The organism is Henriciella sp. AS95, assembly GCF_038900055.1.
Classification (GTDB): Bacteria; Pseudomonadota; Alphaproteobacteria; order Caulobacterales; family Hyphomonadaceae; genus Henriciella.
On the sequence record NZ_JBBMQM010000001.1, the window covers coordinates 2,096,977 to 2,118,906 of the forward strand.

A 21,930-nucleotide genomic window follows, 5' to 3' on the forward strand; every position below is an offset into this window, starting at 1 on the left:
CCGAGTATAAAGGAACCGCCATTGCAACAAAAACAGAGGTTTCACGGCGGCGCTTATTCCGCCGCCACGCCCGCGCGTTGCGCTTCCACCCAGGCCTGAATGTCTTCAAGCGCCCGTACCGCCTGCACACCCTTCTTGGCGCGGCCCTTGGCCTTGCCGCGCAGGCGTTTGCCTTCCTCATCCTTCTTCGGAATCGTCTCCGGGTCTGGATCGGGGAAGAGGCCGAAATTGATATTCATCGGCTGGAAGCTCTGCTTGCCTTCAAGGTGGCCGCCCGTGATGTGACCGATCAGGGCGCCGAGCGCTGTCGTTGGCGGTGGCGGCGCTAGCTCCTGGCCGAGGCGTTCGGCAGCAGCGAACCGCCCGGCGAGCAGGCCCATGGCCGCGCTTTCGACATAGCCTTCCACGCCCGTCACCTGTCCGGCAAACCGAAGGCGGGGCATGGATTTCATCCGCAGCTGCACATCCAGCAGCTTCGGCGAGTTCAGGAATGTGTTGCGGTGAATGCCGCCAAGCCGCGCGAACTGGGCGTTCTCAAGCCCCGGGATCATCCGGAAGATGTCCGATTGCGCGCCATATTTCAGCTTGGTCTGGAAACCGACCATGTTCCACAGCGTGCCGAGGGCATTGTCCTGGCGCAGCTGCACCACCGCGTAAGACTTCACGTCAGGATCATGCGGATTGGTCAGGCCAACCGGCTTCATCGGCCCGAAGCGCAGCGTCTCGCGTCCGCGCTCGGCCATCACTTCGATAGGAAGACAGCCCTCGAAATAGGGTGTGTCCTTTTCCCAATCCTTGAACTGGGTCTTCTCGCCAGCGATCAGCGCGTCGATGAAGGCGTTGTACTGCTCTTCATTCATGCCGCAATTGATATAGGCCGCCGTGTCGCCATGCGGTCCGGGTTTGTCATAGCGGCTCTGTTTCCACGCCTTGTCCATGTCGATACTGTCGAAATAGACGATCGGCGCGATGGCATCGAAGAAGGCCAGGTCTTCCTCGCCGGTATGCGCGCGGATCGCTTCGGCGAGCTTGATCGACGTCAGCGGCCCGGTCGCGATAATGACGCTGTCCCAGTCTTCGGGCGGAATTCCATCAATCTCCTCGCGCACGATGGTGACCAGAGGATGGGCCTCCAGCGTTGCTGTGACATCTTCAGAAAAACCTTCGCGGTCGACCGCCAGCGCGCTCCCGGCCGGGACCTGGTGGTCTGCGCCCTTGGTGATGATCAGCCCGTTCGCCCGGCGCATCTCTTCATGCAGGACGCCGACCGCATTTGACGTGTGATCGTCAGACCGGAACGAGTTCGAACAGACGAGCTCGGCCAGCTTGTCGGTCTGGTGCGCTTCGGTGCCGCGAACGCCGCGCATCTCGTGAATGATGACAGGCACGCCCATATTGGCCGCCTGCCAGGCTGCTTCGGAGCCGGCCATGCCGCCGCCGATGATGTGGATCGGTTTTATGCTCATAAGGCGCGATGTGGCGCGCGCGAGCCCACCGGTCAACCCACATAAAGCTTGCAGATCAGTCCGCGGTCGGGCGCGACGTTACCCTCGACGGTATCCGCCCAGGCTTTGCTGATTGCGTCCTTGCCCGTAACTGTTTCGGGCGTGACGAACTTGCGGGAGGCGGCGTAGAAGGCCCGCATGTCTTCCTGTGTCTTGCTGGCGAGGACCGCCGGGCCAAGTTGCTTGGCGCGTTCGGCAGCATAGGTCGGCACGAAGAAGAACTCGGGCGTAGGCCCTGAAAGGTCGGCTTGCGGTGATCGATCACTCTCCCAATCCGTCATACCGATCACGAGACTGCGAGCCAGGGCGTCACCGCAGGCGGAATGCACGGCAGAAGTCAAAGCGGGGCGACCGACGAAATCCACATAGGCGGAGGGCGCATCAGGTGAGAGATCGGCGACATCATCATAGGTCATGACTGTGCTGTAGAGTCCCGAGCTTCTGACAAAGCCAGTATTGCCGGGCGAGGTCAGGCCGATGGTTTTAACGCCGCCTTGGTGCAGGCCGTGCGCTGTTGCGAGCGCCGTCTTGGACGAAGCGCTTGAAATAATGACCGTTTTGGGCGGTCTGTCAGCACTCATCAGGCTGTCGCAAATCATCCAGCCCGTCATGTAGAGCGGGCGAAAAAGCATCTGCTCTGCTTCCCTTTCGGCGACATAAATCGGATCGGTGTCAGTGAAGAAATAGGCGTTGTAGATGGGCGCCAGCTCCTTACGGTGTGGTGCCCCGTCGGAAAAGCCGCCTTCGTTCAATTTCACCGGCGTCACGATAAGCTCGGACGAAATCGGAAAATAGCCGTACACGCGCCGACCCGGTTCAATTCCGTCGACGGTCGATTCATCCACCGTTGCAAAACCCCAGACAGGCACCCGGCCATAAGCGGGATCTTCGGCTGGAAAGAAATCCCAATACTTCATCGGCGGCCCGCCAAATGTCGCATAGGTCACGTTGTTTGCCGTGAGCGCGAAAGCGTCGGGTTTCAAGCGCACGTTGCCCGCGTCCAAGGCCTGCTCTGTTTCGACCCATTTGGTGTCGCGAATATTGCTCCTTGAAATCCAGTGCTGTTCGGCCATTCCTGTTCCCTTGCTTGAGATGGCCGTCATCGGCTCTTCGCCGAAGCTTACGCGATGCGAATGCGCGCGCATAGGTAGCGCGTTTGACGGGCTGCACTGTGAAGACAGTTTCGCTATTGGATACCAATGAGAGTGAACGAAGACGATACCACCCGCTCAGACGCAACGCTTGATCCACAAGACTGGCAGGCCTTCAGAGCGCGGGCCCACGCCATGGTTGAGCGCGCGGTCGACCAGATGGAGGCCGCACTTGAGGGGCGTGTCTGGACGCCTGTTCCGGAAGACCTGATGGCGGCATTACAGGCCGACCTGCCTGTTGATGGTGCAGGACCGAATACGACCGATGCGGCGATTTCAGAACTCATGCCCTATGGTGTTGGTAACACGCATCCGCGTTTCTTCGGCTGGGTACACGGTGCCGGGACACCAGGCGGTCTGATTGCTGACATTGCAGCGGCCGCGATGAATGCGAATACAGGCGGACGCGATCATGCCGCGATCCATGTCGAGCGCCAGATTATCCGTTGGGTGAGAGACCTGTTCTCTTTTCCGGAAAACGCCAGCGGGCTGGTTGTTTCGGGGACTTCAATGGCGACGATTGTTGCCTTGAAAGTCGCTCGCGATGTGGCCCTCGATTTCCGAAGCCGAAAAGCTGGCGTCGCGGGCGGCCAACTCGTTGGATATGCTTCCGCTGAAGCGCATGCGTGCAATGCACGAGCGTTCGACATGCTGGGGCTCGGCACGGATGCCCTTCGCCGAGTGCCATGCGATGCAGACCTGAAGATGGACGTCGCCGCACTGGAATCGATGATCGAAGCGGACCGTGCGGCGGGCGACACGCCCTTCGTCGTCATAGGGACAGCGGGCACAGTCAACGCCGGATCCATCGACCCACTGGCGGATTTGGCAGCGCTATGCGCCAAACAAGCGCTCTGGTTTCATGTGGATGGGGCGTTCGGCGGCGCGGGCATTCTCAGCGACCACCTGAAGCCGAAGCTCGAAGGCATCGAGCGGGCTGACTCAATCGCCTTCGATTTTCATAAGTGGCTGCAGGTCAACTATGATGCCGGGTTCGTTCTGGTTCGTGACGGAGCGTTCCACCGCCGCGCCTTCTCTGATCTCCCGGAATACCTTTCAGGCGTCGACAGAGGCCTGGCTGCAGCAAGCCCTTGGCCGGTGGAGTTCGGTCCGGAACTGTCACGAGGCTTTCGCGCGCTGAAAGTCTGGGCGCACCTGAAGGAAATTGGGCCTCAGCGTCTTGGCGCGGTCGTCACGCGCAATTGCCAGCAAGTCGAGTACCTTGCCAGTTGCATCGATGCGCACGAATCGCTGGAGCGGATGGCGTCGATTGAAACCAGCATTTGCTGCTTTCGCTATGTTCGTCAAAACATGTCGGAAGATGATCTGGACGCGCTCAATCAGGAGATTGTTATTCGTTTGCAGGAAGCGGGCATCGCAGCGCCTTCCTGGACCAGGATTGGCGGGCGCCTCGCCATTCGCGTCAACATAACCAACCATCGCACGCGAATGAGTGATATCGACGTGCTCATTGATGCTATTGTTCGTACCGCCCCGGAGGCGGCATCAGCCATCAATGTGTAAATTGAGTGCTTTGGGCGTTGTGGCTGGGCAGGGCAGGGGCTAACTGCAAGGCATGACATCATCTTCATTCAAGACGCCGCCGGCGGATATTCTTCAGAAACTCATCGATACATCGCTGAAAGCAGGGGCTAGCGCAGCTGATTGCAGCCTTGGCTTCTCCGAAGGCGTGAGCGTGGATGTTCGAGACGGAAAGCTGGAGAATGTGGAGCGATCTGAATCGCGCGGTGTTTCACTGCGTGTTCTGTTCGGCCAGAAGCAGGCGCATGTGTCCGGCTCCGACCTCTCGGACGACGCTTTGACGACCATGGCAGAGCGCTGCGTCGCTATGGCGAAAGCGGTGCCGGAGGACAAGTATGCCGGTCTCGCGCCGTCGGACCGTCTCGCGACGGATCCACCAGAGCTCGACCTGTCTGGCGACGGGGAGATCGCGCTGGAGACGCTGGAAAGAGATGCGATCGAAGCAGAGGCAGCGGCCCTTGGAGTTCCCGGCGTTAAAACTGTCGGTGGGTGCGGCAATGGCTGGAGCCAGTCGGAGCGATGGGTCGCCGCCAGCAATGGATTCAGTGCCTATCTGTCGGGTGGATCTACCGGGCTCGGCCTCGCGGCGGTCGCTGAACGCGATGGCGCCATGGAACGCGACTATGACAGCTGGAGTGTGCGCAAGATGGCGGATCGACCGTCGCCCGCAGAGATTGGGCGAACGGCTGGCGAACGAGCCGTTGCGCGGCTGGGCCCGCGTAAGGTAAAGACCCAGAAGGCGGCCGTTATCTATGACAAGCGGGTCTCGACAAGTTTGATGAGCGCGTTTCTCGGCGCGATTTCGGGGCCATCCGTCGCCCGCGGTGTCAGCTTTCTGAAAGACAGGCTGGGTCAGCCTGTCTTCGCAGAGGGGGTAAATCTGATTGATGATCCTTTCCTCGAAAAAGCACTGGGGTGTCGGAACCATGATGGTGAAGGCCTGCCGGTTGAGCGGACACACCTTGTCGAGAATGGCGTGCTGACGCGCTGGCTGCTCAACACAGCCTCGGCCAGGCAGCTCGGCATGGAGCCAAATGGCTTTGCCAGTGGCGGCTTTGGTAACCCGCCCGGCGTTGGGACGTCCAATCTCCACATCGAGGCTGGGCGGCAGTCGCCAGAAGAGATGATGAAGGCGACGGGTAAAGGTTTGCTGGTCTCCGACATGTTTGGTCCATCGATCAATCCGAATACAGGCGATTATTCGGTTGGCGTGGCCGGGTTCTGGTATGAAGACGGGGAAGTGCAGTACCCAGTGTCGGAAGTGACGATTGCGGGCGACTTGCCGGCAATGTTTGCGCGCTTGGTTCCTGCGTCTGATCTTGAATTCCGCGGTCGCAACAATGCGCCGAGCCTTCTCATCGAGGATATGTCGATTGCAGGAAACTGACGCTGGCTTTTCCGAAGAGACAAGGCTTCTGAGAGAGGTCGCGGTCGAGGCAGGCAGTTTGGCCCTCGCCTATTTTGAAAGAGGCCAGACACCAACCTGGGAAAAGTACCCTGGTCATCCGGTGACGGAAGCTGACATCGAATCCAACAAACTGATTCGCGATCGTCTGATGACGGCGCGTCCCGACTATGGCTGGCTCTCGGAGGAGACGGCGCTGTCAAAGTCGACCCAGCTGGAAGAGACAGTCTGGTGTGTCGATCCGATCGACGGAACGCGGGCTTTCATGAGCGGGCAGCCATACTGGTGTATTGGCCTGGCTCTGATTAAACGAGGCCGAGCGGTTGCCGGCGTCGTGCATGCGCCACTTCTTGGTGAGACCTACATTGCCGAATGGGGGAAGGGGGCTTTTCTCAATGGTAAGCCTCTCAAGACCAGTGCCTGCAATGAGGAAGAAGGCTGCAGGATGATCGCGGCCGAGTCGATGCTGACCCATCCAGCCTGGCGCGTGCCGTGGCCGAAAATGGAACTGGCCAATCCCAAGCCGAATGCAACGCTGCTCCGGATGTGCTGGGTGGCCACCGGCAAATGGGATGCGACCCTCGCCCTGTGGCGGAAATCCGACTGGGACCTCGCCGCTGGGAGTATCATTGTTGAGGAGGCGGGTGGACTGGCGACCACGCATCTGGGAGAACCCTTTCTGTTCAATCGCAGCGAACCTGCACAAAGGAGTTTGATCGCGGCTGGAAAGGCTCTGCATCCTCTGTTAGTGGAGCGCGTCAAAGGCGTGAGGCTGCCCGATCCGAACTGGACGGTGCGTCCATTCGAAAAGACTGAAACAACGGAGCAAAGACCCATGGCGGACATGCCAGAAGCAAAGCAGCTTCTTCATCTGGTTATTGGCGGTGAACTGAAAGACGTGAGCGGTGTCGAATTTGAAGACCTTTCAAAGATCGATTTCGTCGGCGCATTTCCCAGCTACAAGGCCGCTTATGATGCCTGGAAATCTGCTGCGCAAAGCACGGTCGACAATGCCGAGATGAGATATTTCATCCTGCATGCGCACCGTCTTCTCGACCCGGAAACGGGGTCGCACCATCACGTCTAAGGCGGAAAAAGCGCACAAACCTCGTGCGCGCAGCCTTTATCGGCTGATCCGTGAACGCTTCAGTTCACACTGGGGCTGGTTTGCGCTGGGCACAGGGTGCGCGGCACTGACGTCAATCGCAGCAGCGTCGTACGGTTATTTGCTGAAGCTGGTCGTCGAGGGACTTGAGCGTCTCGCGGATCCGGTGAATACAACGGTGCCAACAGGATTGTGGTTGCTGATTGGCATTATTGCCATGGCTGCAATCGTACGATCACTTTCCCTTTATGGCATGACGCTCGCCAATAATACCGGCGTTCAAAGGGCGATTGTCGACATCCAGGCCGATCAATTCGACTCGCTGACAGATGGCGACTTCGCCCGCATTTCCAACGACCGGTCCGGCGGATTCGTATCTCGCTTCATTAATGATATCAACGCGTTGCGCGAGGCTGGGCTTCGCTTGGCCAACAATCTCACCAAGGGCGTGCTCACCGTCATCGGAGTTCTGATCACGATGCTGATCATGGACTGGAAGCTTACGCTGGTGCTGCTGGTTATTTATCCACTCGCCTTCGGTCCGGTCATTGCGCTCGGCAACCGCGTTCGGAAGCGCTCGAAAAAGGCCCAGAAACAGATCGGGGAAGTCGCGTCGCTTTTGTCGGAGAGCTTTCAGTCGTCGCGGGTGGTGAAAGCCTATGGGCTTGAGGATTATCAGAAGGCCCGCGCCAAAAAGGGATTCGTCGAGCGTTCCCGGCTTTTTCTCAAGGTCCTGACGGACAAGGCGGCCGTCGATCCCATTCTGGAAATCACGGGTGGTTTGGCTCTCGTCGGCATTCTCGCGCTCACGGCCTGGCGGATCGCGCAGGGCGATACATCACTTGGCAATTTTGTTGGTGTTATCGGCGCCGTGGCAGTCGCGGCGCCGGAATTGCGAGCTCTGGGAACTTTGAACGCGGTTGCTCAGGAAGGCGGGGCCGCTGCGGACCGTGTGTTTGAAATTCTTGATGCGGACTCCAGCATTTCGGACCGTGAAGGTGCCAAAACGCTTGAAGGCGCACGTGGCGGCGTGGAATTCAGAGATGTTCACTTTGTCTATCCGGACGGCTCTCCGGCGCTCAGCGGTCTAAGCTTTTCGGCCAATCCGGGTGAGACGGTTGCCTTGGTCGGGCCTTCGGGTGCCGGAAAGTCCACTGTTTTCAATCTTTTATTGCGCCTTTATGATCCGCTTTCCGGGGTAGTGGCTATTGATGGAAACGACATCAGAGCTTTTACCGGGAAATCCCTGCGTCAGGCGACAGCGCTCGTCGCGCAGGAAGCGCTTCTTTTCGATGACACGATTGCTGCCAACATCGCGCTTGGAAAGATTGGTGCCACGCGTGACGAGATCAGGTCCGCTGCAGAGGCCGCCAATGCGCATGAGTTTATCCTGACACTGCCCGGCGGCTATGATTCACCTGTCGGTGAAATGGGGCGCAGCCTTTCAGGCGGTCAGCGCCAACGTATTGCGCTTGCCAGAGCAATACTCCGGGGAGCGCCGATTCTCTTGCTGGACGAAGCCACGTCCGCTCTGGATGCCGAGAGCGAGGCGAAGGTGCAGGCGGCTCTTAATGAATTTTCGAAGGATCGAACGACGCTCATTATTGCGCATCGACTATCGACCGTCCGTGCAGCCGACAGGATCATCGTTATGGAAGACGGCAAGCTGGTCGAAGACGGGTCGCACGAGGAGCTGATGCGCCTCGGCGGCGCGTACAAGAAGCTCGTCGAGCTTCAGCTAAGCTAGCTCATCCATATCCACGCTCTTGCGGCATCTGTGCTGCGGTGGCGCGGATGAACTTCGCCAGCTTTTCAGCGGACTCAGCACCTTGAACGGCAACACGGCGCATGGCGATATATGTCGGTACGCCGCCAATGCCCATCTCTCGGAAAAGCTCTTCTTCTTTTTTTGTTTCCTCGACATCGGCGTCAGAGGCGAGCAGTTTCTCGATAATCTCCCGCTCGAGGCCGATCTCTTCGCCTATGTCAGCCAGCACTTCATCCTGTCCAATATCGCGGGCGTGTTCGAAATAAGCCGAGAATAGCGCTTCCTTGGCCTCGGCACCCTTGCCTTGTCCCTGAGCCCAGCGAACAAGACGATGTGCGTTGAAACTGTTCGGGCGGTGCTTCACATCATTGAAATGATATGGAATGCCTTCGGCCTCGCCATACTCAATCAGAGCCTGGCGCATGCTTGCCCAGCGGCTGTCTTCGGTTTCGGGGCCGAATTTCTTGGCCATGTAATCGCGGTAATTCACGCCGCCTTCCGGAATCGACGGGTCGAGTTCGAATGGTCTGAACAGGAGTTCGACGTCGACTTCCGGCACAAGATTGATGGCTTCGCGGATGCGTCTCAGGCCGAGCCAGCACCAGGGACATACGAGGTCGGACACCATTTCTATGGTTAGCTTGGTCATCGCGGCGCCTCCTTGCACATTGCCTTCCTGGTTTCAGAAGGTGGGGCTCAGCCGGCGCGATACAAGCTTGCGGCGCCTTTCTTTCCGACCCTCTCCTACAGGATTGCTGCGACGGTGAAGCCGATGAGGAGGATCAGGGCCGCAAAAGCGTTCGACTTGAAAACGCGAAGCGCCGCAGTCTTGTCCTTGCCGACAAGGTTGACCTGCCAGACAGCGTGAACAAGGAAGCCGATGACAGCCAGAGCGCCTATACGCGGCGCCCCAGCTGCTGCTGATGCTGCTGCAAAGAAGGCTCCCGCGCCGAGAAAGAAACAGAACGACCAGGTCAGCACCCGATCGCCAAACAAGCGGGCGGTCGACATAACGCCGATCAGCGCGTCGTCTTCTTCATCCTGAATCGCGTAAATCGTGTCATAGGCGATCGTCCAACAGACAAAGCCGAAATAGAGAAGGATCGTCCCGAATGAGACGTGCATGGCTGTGGCAGCGGCAACCAGAACGCCCCAGTTGATCGTGAAACCGAGCCAGGCTTGAGGCCACCAGGTGACGCGCTTCATGAATGGGTATGAGGTGATGAGCGGGATCGCGAGCAAGGCGACAATCTTTGCATCGAGTGGCAGGCAAAGCCAGGCGAGAAAAGCCAGCAGGAGCTGAGCGCCGAGAAAAATATACGCATTTCTGACGCTGACGTCGCCAGAGGGGAGGGGACGGTTCGCCGTCCGTTCCACCTTCGCATCAAATTCGCGGTCAGTGATGTCATTCCAGGTGCAGGCAGCGCCACGCATGGTTACGGCACCGACGACGAACAGCACATCCCACCAAAGGTCGATCCACAGGAAGCCCGTCGCGATGCGTGTGTACGACAACGCGATCAGCGTCGGAAGTAGCACAAGCCACGTCCCGATTGGACGGTCCAGTCGGGCAAGGGCCGCGTAAGGTCTGAATCGGTCCGGCAGCGATGTCAGCCACACGGGGAGGGCGCTGTCGGCGGGCGCTTTCGCCGACGGTTCCGCCTTCTCTGTGAACTCGGCCTCGATTGGATCCGGATCGTCATGAGTCTTTGTTGAATCGTTCATGGCGCCCCTATACCGAATTTTACCTGCTAGGCGATAGACACTGTCTTCCGGTTCACAAACGACAAGATGCCATCGCGCGCAAGTTCACGGCCATAACCGGATGCCTTCACGCCGCCAAAGGGCAGACGCGGATCACTTGCGACCTTCGCGTTCACAAAGGTCGACCCTGCTTCCAGGTCGCGCACTGCGACCTCAATCTCGCCCTTGTCGGAGGTGAAGATCGCAGATCCCAAGCCGAACTCGCTATCGTTTGCGCGGGCGATGGCTTCGGAGAGATTAGACACCTTCCAAAGAGAAGCGACAGGCCCAAACATTTCCTCATAGCTGGCAGGCGCTGAGTCGGGGGCGTCCTCAAGTATCTGTGGGGCAAACCAGTAACCAGTATCAGGCAAGGACTGGGTATCGATCAGAGGCTTGGCCCCGCAAGAGATCGATTTTTTTACCTGTTCGGCGAGATCGTCACGAATGGCTTTCATCGCGAGTGGCCCGATTTGCGTGTCCTCTTGCATGGGATCACCCACCTTGAGAGCGCTCATATTCTCTATGAAACGGGTGCGGAAATCGTCGTAAATATCGGCGTGAACAAAGAACCTTTTGGCGGCGATACAGGACTGGCCGTTGTTCTGAGTGCGGCCATCGACCGCCGTTTCAACAGCCGCTTCGATGTCGGCGGACGGCATGACGATGAAAGCATCAGTTCCACCAAGTTCCAGCAAGGTCGGTTTGATTTCGTCCCCCGCAATCGACGCGACCGAACTTCCCGCTGGCCCCGAGCCCGTCAATGTGGCCGCGCGAACCCGGCGGTCGCGAATGACCTGCTCCACTTTGTCAGAACCAATCAATAGGGTTTGGAAACATCCAGCAGGAAAGCCCGCTTCGCTGAACACGTCTTCAATATTGAGGGCGCACCTCCAGACATTGGATGCGTGTTTCAAAATGCCGACATTCCCGGCCATAAGCGCAGGCGCTGCGAACCGGAAAACCTGCCAGAACGGAAAATTCCATGGCATGACCGCCAAGACCGGACCGATTGGCAGGTTGTGGACATAAGACGTCTTGGCATCTGTACCGATTGTCTCGTCTTTGAGGTATTCCTCAGCGTGGTCGGCATAATGGCGGCAAACCCAGGCGCACTTTTCAGCCTCAGCGACGGCTTGTTTCAAAGGTTTACCCATCTCCAGCGTCATCCGATGCGCAAAATTGTCTTTGCGGTCCTCCAGCACGTCTGCTGCCGCGTGCATCAGGCGCGACCTTTCGTCAAAACCTGTCAGGCGCCAGGAGGCGTAGCGTTCTTCGGCGACGGCGAGGGCCTGGTCGACGTCGACGTCCGAATGCGGTTCGAATTCTTCGATGACGTCTTCCGTCGCGGGATTTACTGAACGCACTGTCATGATTTTCTGCCTTTCGGGTCTCTTAACTCTTACAAGTGTGAAGCCTATATGGGGCCCATGAGTTCCGTTCCGCGAATATTTGTAAGCCTTCCTTTATCAGCTGGAAGCCACGTCCAACTCGACGAGAATCAGGGGAAGTATCTGACCCGTGTGATGCGCCTCAGCGATGGCGCAATGGTCAGATTATTCAATGGCAAGGACGGTGAATGGCGGGCCAGCTTGAGCCAGGCAAGCGGCAAGAAGGTGTTTGTCATACCTGAAGAGCAGACGAGGCCACAGGTCGCAGCGCCAGACCTCACCTTGATGTTCGCACCTTTGAAAAAGACGAGAACCGATTTTGTCGTCGAAAAAGCGTGCGAGCTTGGGGTCCAGCATATCCAGCCCGTGATGACGGAACGCACTCAATCTTCGCGTGTGAGGTCAGACCGGCTTCAGTCTGTTGTGATTGAGGCGGCCGAACAAACCGAACGAATGGATGTGCCGATCGTGGCTGACGATGTGTCCCTGTTCAGCGCGCTCGATGGTTGGGACCCGGCGCGAATGCTCTATTATTGCGATGAAGCGGGTGAGGCGAAGCCCATGGCGCAAACCCTTGCCGAAACGGAATTTGGCCCAGCAGGCGTCCTTATCGGGCCGGAGGGCGGTTTCTCAGAAAACGAGCGCCGCAGGATCCGCAGTCTTCCCTTTGTCGTGCCCGTCACGCTTGGCCCCCGTATATTGCGAGCAGAAACGGCGGCGGTTGCCGCGTTAACCCTGTGGCAGTCAATGGTTGGCGACTGGAGGGAACATCCCTATCTGCCAGACTCGCGGATCGCTTAGGGGCGGAGAATTTTATGACGACTCCAACGTCTGACATCGACGAAAGCGCACCGCGCATAGAGTCCAAATCAGCAATGGTTGAATGGTTCGAAAGCGGCTGCACGCCAAAAACGGACTGGAAAATCGGCACGGAACACGAGAAATTCGGTTTTATTCGCAAGGGACTGCGTCCTCTGCCTTATGATGGCGATGTATCGATCAGGGCCATGCTGGAAGGCTTGCGCGATAAGTTCGGGTGGGCGCCCATTGAAGAAGGCGGCCACCTGATCGGCCTGAAAAAAGACGGCGCAAGCGTCAGCCTTGAGCCGGGTGGTCAGTTCGAACTCTCTGGGGCGCCGCTCGAACATATCCATCAGACCTGTAACGAAGTTGGCGATCATTTGCGCGAAGTCCGCGAGATCGCCGATCCCCTTGGCATCGGCTTCCTCGGCATGGGCTCTTCTCCACTATGGAGCATGGATGAGACTCCGATGATGCCGAAAGGCCGTTACAAGATCATGCGGGACTACATGCAGAAGGTCGGACGCCTCGGCCGAGAGATGATGTTCCGCACATGCACCGTTCAGGCAAATCTGGACTACGGTTCCGAAACAGACATGGTGAAGAAGCTGCGTGTTTCATTGGCATTGCAGCCACTTGGCACGGCACTTTTTGCCAATTCGCCGTTCACCGAAGGCCGAACAAACGGTTTCCTGTCCTACCGGTCGCATATCTGGACTGACACTGACCCGGACCGCTCGGGCATGCTGCCTTTCATGTTTGAAGATGGCGCAGGATTTGAGCGCTATGTCGATTATGCGCTTGATGTGCCCATGTATTTCGTCCGGCGGGGCGGGAAATATATCGATGCGAGTGGTCTCAGCTTTCGCGATTTCCTGAAAGGTGAACTGTCCATCCTGCCTGGCGAAAAGCCGGCGATGGATGACTTTGTCGATCACCTGTCGACAATCTTCCCGGAAGTTCGCCTCAAGCAGTTCCTGGAAATGCGCGGCTCAGATTCGGGCCCCTGGAGCCGCCTGTGCGCGTTCTCAGCGTTCTGGACCGGCATCCTCTACGACGAGTCGTCGCTGGATGCGGCATGGGACCTTGTGAAGGACTGGACGGCCGCCGACCGGGAAGCCATCCGCCAGTCTGTTCGAACGCTTGGCCTCAGAACACCGCTTCCCGATGGACGCTCAATGCGCGAGCTGGCCGTAGACGTGCTTGCGATCAGCCGGGCAGGGCTCAAGGCGCGCGCCAAGCCCAATTCGGCTGGCGACAATGAAACGGGTTTCCTGGCCGAGCTCGATGAAATCGCTGAAAGCGGGCTGACGCCGTCAGATCGTCTCCTCCAACTCTACCACGGCGAATGGGGAAGGCGGGTAGAACCGGTCTTCGAAACACTCGCCTATTAGCGGGTATTTGCGCCCCACATCCTGAAAATGGCACAAGATTGCTTGAGCAACGCGAAAACGCGTGGTCATAGTGTGCGCGATGTCAGGGAAGTCAGTGAGTCTGACTTTGAGCTCGGGGAGTGAATATGAGTGATGTGTCGGCGGACCAGGTGTCCGGAAAGTCTGGCGAGAAGGGCTTCTTCGGCCATCCACGCGGTCTTGTCGTCCTGTTCTTCACCGAGATGTGGGAGCGCTTTTCGTTTTACGGGATGCGCGCGCTTCTCACCCTCTATCTGATCCAGCACTTCCTCTATTCCGATCAGGAATCCTCCCTGATCTACGGCGCCTACATCTCGCTTGTTTATGCGATCTCCATCATCGGCGGCACGCTTTCTGACCGGTATTTAGGGCAGAGAAAGGCCGTAACATATGGAGCAATATTGCTCGTGCTCGGCCACTTCGGCATGGCGTTCGAGGGATCAGGATCGCAGCAATATGTGACGTTCAACAGCACTGAATATGCTGTCGAAGACGAAGGCCGTGACCGGTTCCGGAAACTCTATATCGATTATGAGGGCGACCAGCGCCAGCTGGTTTTCGATAGCGAAAATTACGCGACCCTGGGAGACCGCCGGATTACGCCGATGAATGCAGATGGCGAAGGTGACTATCGCATCGATGTCGTCTCCCGCTCGCTCTTCCAGAACGTCTGCAATCTCGTTGGTCTCGGCTGCGCAGGGCCCGATCCATCGAAGACTTTGATTGTGGACGGGCAATCCTACCCGATTGAGGACGTTGATCGTCAGGACGGCGCTGTTCAACAGGTGGCGCTTGTCGATGGCCAGGAAGTGACCTTTGAGGAGGCAACCCAGACGGATCTCCTGGTTGTCGAGCCGCTGTCTGAAAATGCTGACGCTGATGCGGAACCGAATGTTCTGCTCACTGTGCCGGATGGCGAATACTCCGATCGCAATGAGAAGCAGCAGCTTTTCATCTATATCCTGTTCCTGTCATTGGCGCTGATCATCACGGGGGTGGGCTTTCTCAAGCCGAACATCTCGACGATTGTGGGGGACCTCTACGACATCAAGGATCCGCGTCGCGATTCCGGTTTCACGCTCTTTTACATGGGCATCAACCTCGGCTCATTCCTGTCGACGTGGACCTGCGGTATTCTGGGGATCTATTACGGCTGGGCATGGGGCTTCGGTCTCGCCGGTATCGGTATGTTGGTCGGCCTGGTGACCTTCCTCTGGTTGCAGCATTGGCTTGAGGGGCGCGCAGAGCCGCCAAACCCGGAAAAACTGAAGCAGAAGGTGCTCGGACCAATCAATATCGAATGGGCCTGTTACCTGACGGGGCTTGGGCTGATCATGCTTGCCATGCTGTTGGTGATGAACTCAGAAGTCGTTGGTTCGCTGAGTGCACTCGTCGGGATCGCCATGTTTATTGGCCTTACCGCTTACAGCTTCATCAGCCTCAAGGGGCGAGACCGTACGAGAATGTGGGCGGGCATATACTTTGCGATCGCTCAGATTCCATTCTGGTCTCTTTTCGAACAGGCAGGCTCTTCGTTGACGCTGTTTACCAGCCGTCTGGTGGATACCAAGATATTTGGTTGGGAAGTGCCTACACCAGTGTTCCAGTCGCTGAACGCAGGCTTCATTTTCATATTCGCGCCGATGATTGCGTGGCTGTGGGTGTGGCTTGCCAAGCGCGGCTGGGAGCCTTCCACGCCGGTCAAATTCGCCATGGGTGTGTTCGGCGCTGGTCTTGGGTATCTCGTCTTGACCGCAGGTATGGGCACAGCAGGCGCAGACTTCCTGACGCCAGTCTTCTTCATCTTCGCCATCTACTGGGTCCACACCATGGCAGAACTCATGCTCTCCCCGGTGGGCCTTTCGGCCATGACCAAGCTTGCCCCTGCCCGTGCGGTCGGTCTGATGATGGGCGCATGGTTTGTCTATTCCGGCCTCGGTAATGCCATGTCGGGTGTGATCGCTTCGGCAGCCGGTGCAGAAACCGTTGGCGGTGAAATCATCGACAAGGCGGCCGCGAAGGACAATTACGCATCTGTCTTCTCGAGCGTCGGCTGGATTGGTATGGGGATTGGCGTCGTCATGTTGCTCATCGCTCCGATCGTTAAGGGCTGGATGAAAATGAGCGATGAGGACGAGCCGGACCACAACCTGGCAGGTCAGGAGATGGTCGCCGAGTCAGCGTCGATTGGCGCAGGCGACCAGGTCAAGAACGAAACGCGCGACGGCTGACCGCCGAGTAGGATTAGCGGTCAGGGGTAGGGCCGGACAGGCAGGTCAGCATCGATCCAGCCTTCCGTGCCCGTCACGCCGCCAGCGACGCTGGTGACGTTCTCAAAGCCGGCGTCTATCAGGATATCGCGGGCCCGCGCAGAGCGATTGCCTGACTTGCAGATCAGCGCGATGCGTTTGGATTTGTCGCCGCGGGCAATCTTTTCTACCCGCGCCACGAAGTCGTCATCCTTGATCGAGATCGTATGGGCTGTGGCGGGAACGCCCGTTTGCGCCCACTCTTCCGGCGTTCGTACATCGATCAGCAGCCCATCCGCTTTGCGGACCATAAGGTCCGCACGCGGCACCGGCATTTCTGGTGGTAGGCCTTGTGCTGAAGCCATGGGTAGGTTCACACTCAACCCCAGCGTGGTGACGATCACGATTTTTGCGATGAACGATGTCATGCACTCACTTTATCACGATCCGACTCTGTCGGTACATCGGTAGATTGCTTGCTCAACTGCAGTTACGTCACTAAAGATTGAGAAAGGCAGCCGGGGGTTGGGATGCGCTTATTCTTTTTGTCGTGGCTTATTGCGTTTTTTGGGTCCTTTTCCGTCTTTGCTGAGCCTGTCTTCGATGACCAGGATGCTCAACCGATTTTGCCTCCGGTGCCAACATATCCATTACTCGCCGCCGCTTGGGGGCTGCAGGGAAGTTGTTCAGTCAGGTTTTCTGTCGACGAGGAGGGGTACCCGTTTGGACTCATGACCAGATGCACAGAACCCATTTTTTGCTTTGAGTCCAAACGAGCTGTTTCGAAGGTGCGGTTTGAGCCAGCCTTTTACAAAGGTGTACCACGCATCCGTACCGATGTGGTCTACCCTTTAGAATACCGACTGGCTTACACGGACCTGAAAACGGGCGAAGAGATGGAAAGGCCATTGCGCCAACAGAAACAGGAAAAACCTTGTAGCCAGGTGCCGGTCTCCTAACCGGCGCCGCCGACGGTAAGCGAATCCAGTTTTAGCGTTGGTTGTCCGACGCCAACAGGGACGGATTGCCCCGCCTTGCCGCATGTGCCGATACCGTCATCCATCGCAAAATCATTGCCGATCATGGACACTTTGTTGAGCGCTGTCGGGCCGTGCCCGATCAAGGTCGCATTCTTGACGGGCGCCACGACTTTGCCGTTCTCCACCAAGTACGCTTCGGTGCATTGGAAGACGAAATTGCCGGACGTGATGTCGACCTGACCGCCACCAAAATCGACGGCCCAAATTCCGCGCTTTATCGACTTCACGATCTCGTCGGGATCATCTTTGCCGCCCAGCATCACGGTGTTGGTCATGCGCGGCATTACGGTCGCGTCATATGATTCACGGCGGCCATTGCCGGTTGGCGCCATACCCATGAGGCGGGCGTTCTGGCGGTCCTGCATATAGCCTTTGAGGATGCCATCCTCGATCAGTACGGTTTTCTGGGTTGGTGTGCCTTCATCATCAAATGAGAGCGAGCCTCTGCGCGCTTCAATCGTGCCATCGTCAATAACCGTAACGCCTTTGGCGGCGACCTGCTCACCGATTCGGCCGGCGTAGACGCTGGTTTGCTTGCGGTTGAAATCACCTTCCAGGCCATGGCCAACAGCTTCGTGCAGCAGAACAGCAGGCCAGCCCGGCCCAAGCACCACTTCCATCTCGCCTGCGGGGGCAGGAATTGAGTCCAAGTTGATCTCGGCCTTTCGCAGAGCGCGTTCGGCGATTGCTTTCCAGCGTTCCGGCTTTATCCATTCAGCGTATTCAGCGCGGCCGCCGGCACCTGATGACGCCGATTCGCGCCGGCCATCCTTTTCAAGCGTGACGGCGATGTTCAGTCGAACAAGTGGGCGTACGTCGTGAAAAGCGTCACCCGCAGGGCGCAGCACGTCGATCTCTTCGTGGCTGCCAGCCAGCGACACAGATACCTGCACCACCTTTGGATCGCGGGCGCGGACCCAGGCATCGATCTCGCCGAGCAAATCTGTCTTGACTGAAAAGCCGGGCGCCTCGGTCGGATCGATTGGCGCATAAAGCCTTCGATTGATCGGCTGTGGACCAACGTCCAGTGAGCCTTGGTAACCGCGCTTCGCTGCGGACGCCGTCGAGGCTGCGCGCCGAATGGCTTCTATGGTCAATTCGCCGGAGTGGGCATTGCCGCTCGCATCGCCAGCAATGACGCGAAGCCCGAAGCCCTGGTTTGTGTCGAAGGCTGCCGACTTCAGTCTTCCATCATCGAAGAGAAAGCTCTCTGAACGGGATTGTTGAACGTAGATGTCGCCGTCATCGGCACCATCGCATGCTTCAGCGAGAAGGGCGGTGGCCTCCTGGCGGTCAAATGGGAGGTCTGTTTGTTCCATAGACATGAGAATGGGCGCTTCGCTTCATGGCTGCAAGCGCCCATCCAGGTCATCACTGCGTATTATTGCTTGATCGTGAACCTGCTCAGCTGGCGTTCAGCAAGTTCCCAGCCTGGCTTCAGCTCCAGTGCTTTCTGGAAATCATAATAGGCACCGCTGACATCGCCTGTTTGTTCGCGGGCAATGGCGCGGTTGTAATAGGCGGCAAAAATATCCGTCGAATCGAGTTCGATCGCCCGATTAAGCGGCGACAAGGCAGCTGCGAAGTCCTTGCGATAGATGTGCGCGGCCCCCTCATTCAGATAGGCGGCGCCAAGCTCTGGCTTGAGATCGACAGCTCGCGAATAATCGCTCAGGGCACCGTCATACTGGCCTTCTCGCATTCGAATCACACCTCGATTGACGTATGTGGCCGCCCGGTTTTCCCGGCTCATCGTCTCTTCACGCAGCGCTTGGGAGCAAGTTTCTTCGGCGAGGCGATAGATGTATTTCCCGCTTTTGGCTTCGTCGAAGCATTCCTTAGCCAAGCCGCCACCGACAACGAAGACTTGCGCTGAAGCGGCTGCAGTGAACAGGCCTGCAGCTGCCAGCATACTACCAAGTCGATATATCGACATTGATACCTCCATTTTTGTTATGCTCTGGAATATACTCCTTTTCGCGCACGAAGCGAACCAGCTGCGACAAATTTGATAAGACTGAGCGGGTGGGTGGACGAGAGTTTAGAGTGTAGTTATGGCAGGCGTCAGAGTTTTACCAAGGAGTCGGGCTGTGCGTTTTTTGATCGCTCTTCTTTCGATTTTACCATTCGGCGCATCGGCGCTGGCTGCTCAACCTGAACAGGGCGGCATCAATTTCCAGCCTGCTGCAACGCGTATTGCAGAGCGCATTCATAATTTTCACTTCGGTGTGCTGGTGATCATCACCATCATCGTCTTGTTCGTTCTTGCGCTTCTGATCTGGGTCTGTGTTCGCTACAACAAGCGTTCAAATCCGGTTTCCCGGAAGTTCAGCCACAATACCGTGGTTGAGATCGTCTGGACTGTCGTTCCGGTCATCATTCTGGTCGTGATCGCCGGGCCTTCCTTCTCCAATCTTTTCTATCAGGAGAACGAACCCGATCTGGAGCGAATTGCTCAGACAGAAAACGACAATGAGAATATTTATCCTGCAGCTGCAGAAGAAGGCTGGGTTACGGTCAAGGCGCAAGGCAACCAGTGGAACTGGACCTACTCCTTCCCGGATGAACTGGATGGCGGTGGCTATCCGGTAGAGTACGTCTCCAACCCGCTTCAGCGTGGTCTGAGCAATGACCGTGGGACACCTGAGAACGGTCCGCGTAATCTTGCGACAGATTATCCGCTCGTTCTGCCTGCCAACCGCTACATCCGCTATCAGACTGCCGCTTCGGACGTCATTCATTCGTGGACAGTACCGGCATTCGGCGTGAAGACGGACGCAGTACCCGGCCGTTTGAATGAGGGCTGGTTCCTGGTCGAGGAGACCGGCGTCTATTACGGTCAGTGTTCAGAGCTCTGCGGCAAGGACCATGCGTACATGCCGATTGAGGTTCGCGTTGTCGAACCTGACCAGTACGAGGCCTGGATCGAAAGCCTCAAGGCAGGTGACGACTTTGATGCGGCGTTTGACGCCATTCGTCCCGCCATTACCGCTTCAATTGATGAGCCGACGGACGCAGCCATGCGCCTCGCCCAGGCCCAGTAAGACACCAGAGGGATATCTGACATGCCAATGGATCAAGTCTCAGTCGCCCACGATGATCACGCGCACGATCACAAGCCGGGCTTTTTTACACGCTGGTTCCTGTCAACGAACCACAAGGACATCGGTACGCTCTACCTGGTCTTTGCGCTGGTCGCCGGTATCGTCGGCTACTCGCTCTCTGGCCTAATTCGCTGGGAGCTTGCTGAGCCGGGTATCGGTCCTCTGACCGGCATCATGGAGATGTTTGGTTATCAAGGTGACCAGGCCATTGAGCACGCAAAGCACTTTTATAACGTTGTGATCACCTATCACGGCCTGATCATGATCTTCTTCATGGTGATGCCGGCGCTGATTGGCGGTTTCGGCAACTGGTTTGTGCCGCTGATGATCGGCGCGCCGGATATGGCCTTCCCGCGAATGAACAATATCTCGTTCTGGCTGACGGTTGCCGCCTTCATCATGGCCTGCATCTCGATGACGCTGCCGGGCACGGGCCAATTCCTTGGTTTCGGTGGTGGCTGGGTGCTTTACCCGCCGCTGTCCAGCACAACTGGTCACCCTGGTCCGTCCATGGACCTGCTGATCCTGTCGCTTCACACTGCCGGTATTGCGTCCATTCTTGGTGCGATCAACTTCATCGTCACAATCCTGAATATGCGCGCGCCCGGCATGACGATCCACAAAATGCCGCTGTTTGCGTGGTCTGTTCTCGTGACCGCCGTTCTTCTGCTTTTGTCGCTGCCGGTACTGGCTGGTGCACTCACCATGCTTTTGACCGACCGTAACTTCGGATCGCAATTCTTTGATCCGTCTGGCGGTGGTGATCCGATCATGTTCCAGCACTTGTTCTGGTTCTTCGGACACCCGGAAGTCTACATCATGATCCTGCCGGCTTTCGGCATCATTTCGCACATTGTGTCGACCTTCTCCAAGAAGCCGATCTTCGGCTACCTCGGTATGGCGTACGCCATGGTTTCGATTGGCGCGATCGGCTTCATCGTGTGGGCTCACCACATGTATACGGTCGGCATGCCGTCTGACATGAAGGCCTACTTCGTGGCAGCCACCATGGTGATCGCAGTGCCGACCGGCATCAAGATCTTCTCCTGGATCGCCACAATGTGGGGCGGCTCGATTGATTTCGAAGTGCCAATGGTCTGGGCGATTGGCTTCATCTTCCTGTTCACGGTGGGGGGGGTGACAGGTGTTGTCCTGGCCAATGCGGGTATCGACCACGCGCTTCACGACACCTATTACGTTGTCGCCCACTTCCACTACGTGCTGTCTCTCGGCGCTGTGTTCGGCCTGTTTGCGGGCTGGTACTACTGGTTCGAGAAGATGTTCGGCGTGAAGTACAACAAGACGATCGGCTACGCCCATTTCTGGACGATGTTCGTGGGATCGAACCTGCTCTTCTTCCCGCAGCACTTCCTGGGCCTCAACGGCATGCCGCGTCGCTATATCGACTACGCAGACGGTTTTGCGACCTGGCACTTCTGGTCTTCGATGGGCTATGCGGTGACCCTGGTTGCGACGGCTATCTTCTTTGTCGGTGTCATCGAAGCCGCTATTCGCCGCCGCAAAGGTTCCGCAAACCCATGGGGCGAAGGTGCCACAACGCTTGAATGGACGCTGCCTTCACCGCCACCATTCCACCAGTTCAATGAACTGCCGGAAGTTAAGCCCGACGCACACCATTAAGGCCCGCGTCAGGTAAAGAATGAGGGGCGGCCCTGTCACGTTGAGCGCGTGTGGGGCCGTTTCCAGTATCGTC

At 57.6% G+C, this 21,930-nt stretch carries 17 protein-coding genes; 9 read left to right on the forward strand and 8 right to left on the reverse strand.

Translation table 11 applies throughout. The features are described 5' to 3' along the window. Positions 1 to 53: 53 nt before the first annotated feature. Complete coding sequence (trmFO, locus tag WNY37_RS10430; protein WP_342973331.1) at positions 54 to 1,466, reverse strand: methylenetetrahydrofolate--tRNA-(uracil(54)-C(5))-methyltransferase (FADH(2)-oxidizing) TrmFO; 1,413 nt, start codon at positions 1,464 to 1,466, stop codon at positions 54 to 56. A gap of 32 nt (positions 1,467 to 1,498) precedes the next feature. Further along, entirely contained in the window at positions 1,499 to 2,578 is a 1,080-nt protein-coding gene (locus WNY37_RS10435; RefSeq protein ID WP_342973332.1) for a DUF2855 family protein, read from the reverse strand. 126 nt (positions 2,579 to 2,704) lie between these two features. Here WNY37_RS10435 and WNY37_RS10440 point away from each other — a divergent pair, with 126 nt between their 5' ends. The 4 genes from WNY37_RS10440 to WNY37_RS10455 are packed head-to-tail and all read left to right on the forward strand — an operon-like array spanning position 2,705 to position 8,455. Beyond that, positions 2,705 to 4,180, forward strand: coding sequence for a pyridoxal-dependent decarboxylase (locus tag WNY37_RS10440; protein ID WP_342973333.1), 1,476 nt, complete (start codon positions 2,705 to 2,707; stop codon positions 4,178 to 4,180). 52 nt (positions 4,181 to 4,232) lie between these two features. Continuing rightward, complete coding sequence (locus WNY37_RS10445) at positions 4,233 to 5,585, forward strand: TldD/PmbA family protein (protein ID WP_342973334.1); 1,353 nt, start codon at positions 4,233 to 4,235, stop codon at positions 5,583 to 5,585. Then, a complete protein-coding gene (locus WNY37_RS10450) occupies positions 5,572 to 6,690 on the forward strand; it encodes an inositol monophosphatase family protein (protein WP_342973335.1) in 1,119 nt (372 codons plus the stop codon). Before WNY37_RS10445 ends, WNY37_RS10450 begins: the two co-directional genes overlap by 14 nt. Then, positions 6,641 to 8,455: an ABC transporter ATP-binding protein gene (locus WNY37_RS10455; RefSeq protein WP_342973336.1), complete on the forward strand. Its 1,815-nt coding sequence runs from the start codon at positions 6,641 to 6,643 to the stop codon at positions 8,453 to 8,455. Before WNY37_RS10450 ends, WNY37_RS10455 begins: the two co-directional genes overlap by 50 nt. Position 8,456: 1 nt before the next feature. Here WNY37_RS10455 and WNY37_RS10460 read toward each other — a convergent pair whose 3' ends face one another. The 3 genes from WNY37_RS10460 to WNY37_RS10470 all read right to left on the reverse strand — a co-directional run bounded on the left by WNY37_RS10460 (position 8,457) and on the right by WNY37_RS10470 (position 11,592). Continuing rightward, entirely contained in the window at positions 8,457 to 9,125 is a 669-nt protein-coding gene (locus tag WNY37_RS10460) for a DsbA family oxidoreductase (protein ID WP_342973337.1), read from the reverse strand. 95 nt (positions 9,126 to 9,220) lie between these two features. Beyond that, positions 9,221 to 10,201, reverse strand: coding sequence for a 4-hydroxybenzoate octaprenyltransferase (locus WNY37_RS10465; RefSeq protein WP_342973338.1), 981 nt, complete (start codon positions 10,199 to 10,201; stop codon positions 9,221 to 9,223). 26 nt (positions 10,202 to 10,227) lie between these two features. Next, positions 10,228 to 11,592: an NAD-dependent succinate-semialdehyde dehydrogenase gene (locus WNY37_RS10470; RefSeq protein ID WP_342973339.1), complete on the reverse strand. Its 1,365-nt coding sequence runs from the start codon at positions 11,590 to 11,592 to the stop codon at positions 10,228 to 10,230. Positions 11,593 to 11,649: 57 nt separating this feature from the next. On the opposite strand from WNY37_RS10470, the gene WNY37_RS10475 reads away from it, so the two are divergent. The 3 genes from WNY37_RS10475 to WNY37_RS10485 all read left to right on the forward strand — a co-directional run bounded on the left by WNY37_RS10475 (position 11,650) and on the right by WNY37_RS10485 (position 16,054). Next, positions 11,650 to 12,411, forward strand: a complete 762-nt coding sequence (locus tag WNY37_RS10475) for a 16S rRNA (uracil(1498)-N(3))-methyltransferase (RefSeq protein WP_342973340.1) — start codon at positions 11,650 to 11,652, stop codon at positions 12,409 to 12,411. A 14-nt stretch (positions 12,412 to 12,425) separates the two neighbouring features. Further along, entirely contained in the window at positions 12,426 to 13,805 is a 1,380-nt protein-coding gene (locus WNY37_RS10480; protein ID WP_342973341.1) for a glutamate--cysteine ligase, read from the forward strand. 125 nt (positions 13,806 to 13,930) lie between these two features. Beyond that, positions 13,931 to 16,054: a peptide MFS transporter gene (locus WNY37_RS10485; protein ID WP_342973342.1), complete on the forward strand. Its 2,124-nt coding sequence runs from the start codon at positions 13,931 to 13,933 to the stop codon at positions 16,052 to 16,054. A 20-nt stretch (positions 16,055 to 16,074) separates the two neighbouring features. Here WNY37_RS10485 and WNY37_RS10490 read toward each other — a convergent pair whose 3' ends face one another. From WNY37_RS10490 to WNY37_RS10500, 3 genes are all read right to left on the reverse strand, one after another. Beyond that, on the reverse strand, positions 16,075 to 16,500 hold the full coding sequence (locus WNY37_RS10490) for a rhodanese-like domain-containing protein (RefSeq protein WP_342973343.1): 426 nt from the start codon (positions 16,498 to 16,500) through the stop codon (positions 16,075 to 16,077). Positions 16,501 to 17,027: 527 nt separating this feature from the next. After that, a complete protein-coding gene (gene tldD, locus WNY37_RS10495) occupies positions 17,028 to 18,431 on the reverse strand; it encodes a metalloprotease TldD (protein ID WP_342974893.1) in 1,404 nt (467 codons plus the stop codon). A gap of 62 nt (positions 18,432 to 18,493) precedes the next feature. After that, positions 18,494 to 19,048: a tetratricopeptide repeat protein gene (locus WNY37_RS10500; protein ID WP_342973344.1), complete on the reverse strand. Its 555-nt coding sequence runs from the start codon at positions 19,046 to 19,048 to the stop codon at positions 18,494 to 18,496. A gap of 154 nt (positions 19,049 to 19,202) precedes the next feature. Here WNY37_RS10500 and coxB point away from each other — a divergent pair, with 154 nt between their 5' ends. Together coxB and ctaD are read left to right on the forward strand one after the other, a co-directional pair. Then, on the forward strand, positions 19,203 to 20,156 hold the full coding sequence (coxB, locus tag WNY37_RS10505; protein WP_342973345.1) for a cytochrome c oxidase subunit II: 954 nt from the start codon (positions 19,203 to 19,205) through the stop codon (positions 20,154 to 20,156). A gap of 27 nt (positions 20,157 to 20,183) precedes the next feature. Beyond that, the gene (gene ctaD / locus WNY37_RS10510) at positions 20,184 to 21,857 is read left to right on the forward strand and encodes a cytochrome c oxidase subunit I (RefSeq protein WP_342974894.1); all 1,674 of its coding nucleotides are present in this window, start codon (positions 20,184 to 20,186) and stop codon (positions 21,855 to 21,857) included. Positions 21,858 to 21,930 lie beyond the last annotated feature (73 nt).

Bases quoted from the DNA above. Each gene is read 5' to 3' on its own strand.
- WNY37_RS10455 (WP_342973336.1), top strand. From the start codon at position 6,641: ATGCGCACCGTCTTCTCGACCCGGAAACGGGGTCGCACCATCACGTCT.
- WNY37_RS10440 (WP_342973333.1), top strand. From the start codon at position 2,705: ATGAGAGTGAACGAAGACGATACCACCCGCTCAGACGCAACGCTTGAT.
- WNY37_RS10480 (WP_342973341.1), top strand. From the start codon at position 12,426: ATGACGACTCCAACGTCTGACATCGACGAAAGCGCACCGCGCATAGAG.
- tldD (WP_342974893.1), bottom strand. From the start codon at position 18,431: ATGGAACAAACAGACCTCCCATTTGACCGCCAGGAGGCCACCGCCCTT.
- WNY37_RS10435 (WP_342973332.1), bottom strand. From the start codon at position 2,578: ATGGCCGAACAGCACTGGATTTCAAGGAGCAATATTCGCGACACCAAA.
- WNY37_RS10460 (WP_342973337.1), bottom strand. From the start codon at position 9,125: ATGACCAAGCTAACCATAGAAATGGTGTCCGACCTCGTATGTCCCTGG.
- WNY37_RS10485 (WP_342973342.1), top strand. From the start codon at position 13,931: ATGAGTGATGTGTCGGCGGACCAGGTGTCCGGAAAGTCTGGCGAGAAG.
- WNY37_RS10500 (WP_342973344.1), bottom strand. From the start codon at position 19,048: ATGTCGATATATCGACTTGGTAGTATGCTGGCAGCTGCAGGCCTGTTC.
- trmFO (WP_342973331.1), bottom strand. From the start codon at position 1,466: ATGAGCATAAAACCGATCCACATCATCGGCGGCGGCATGGCCGGCTCC.
- WNY37_RS10445 (WP_342973334.1), top strand. From the start codon at position 4,233: ATGACATCATCTTCATTCAAGACGCCGCCGGCGGATATTCTTCAGAAA.
- WNY37_RS10475 (WP_342973340.1), top strand. From the start codon at position 11,650: ATGAGTTCCGTTCCGCGAATATTTGTAAGCCTTCCTTTATCAGCTGGA.
- ctaD (WP_342974894.1), top strand. From the start codon at position 20,184: ATGGATCAAGTCTCAGTCGCCCACGATGATCACGCGCACGATCACAAG.
- WNY37_RS10470 (WP_342973339.1), bottom strand. From the start codon at position 11,592: ATGACAGTGCGTTCAGTAAATCCCGCGACGGAAGACGTCATCGAAGAA.
- WNY37_RS10490 (WP_342973343.1), bottom strand. From the start codon at position 16,500: ATGACATCGTTCATCGCAAAAATCGTGATCGTCACCACGCTGGGGTTG.
- WNY37_RS10465 (WP_342973338.1), bottom strand. From the start codon at position 10,201: ATGAACGATTCAACAAAGACTCATGACGATCCGGATCCAATCGAGGCC.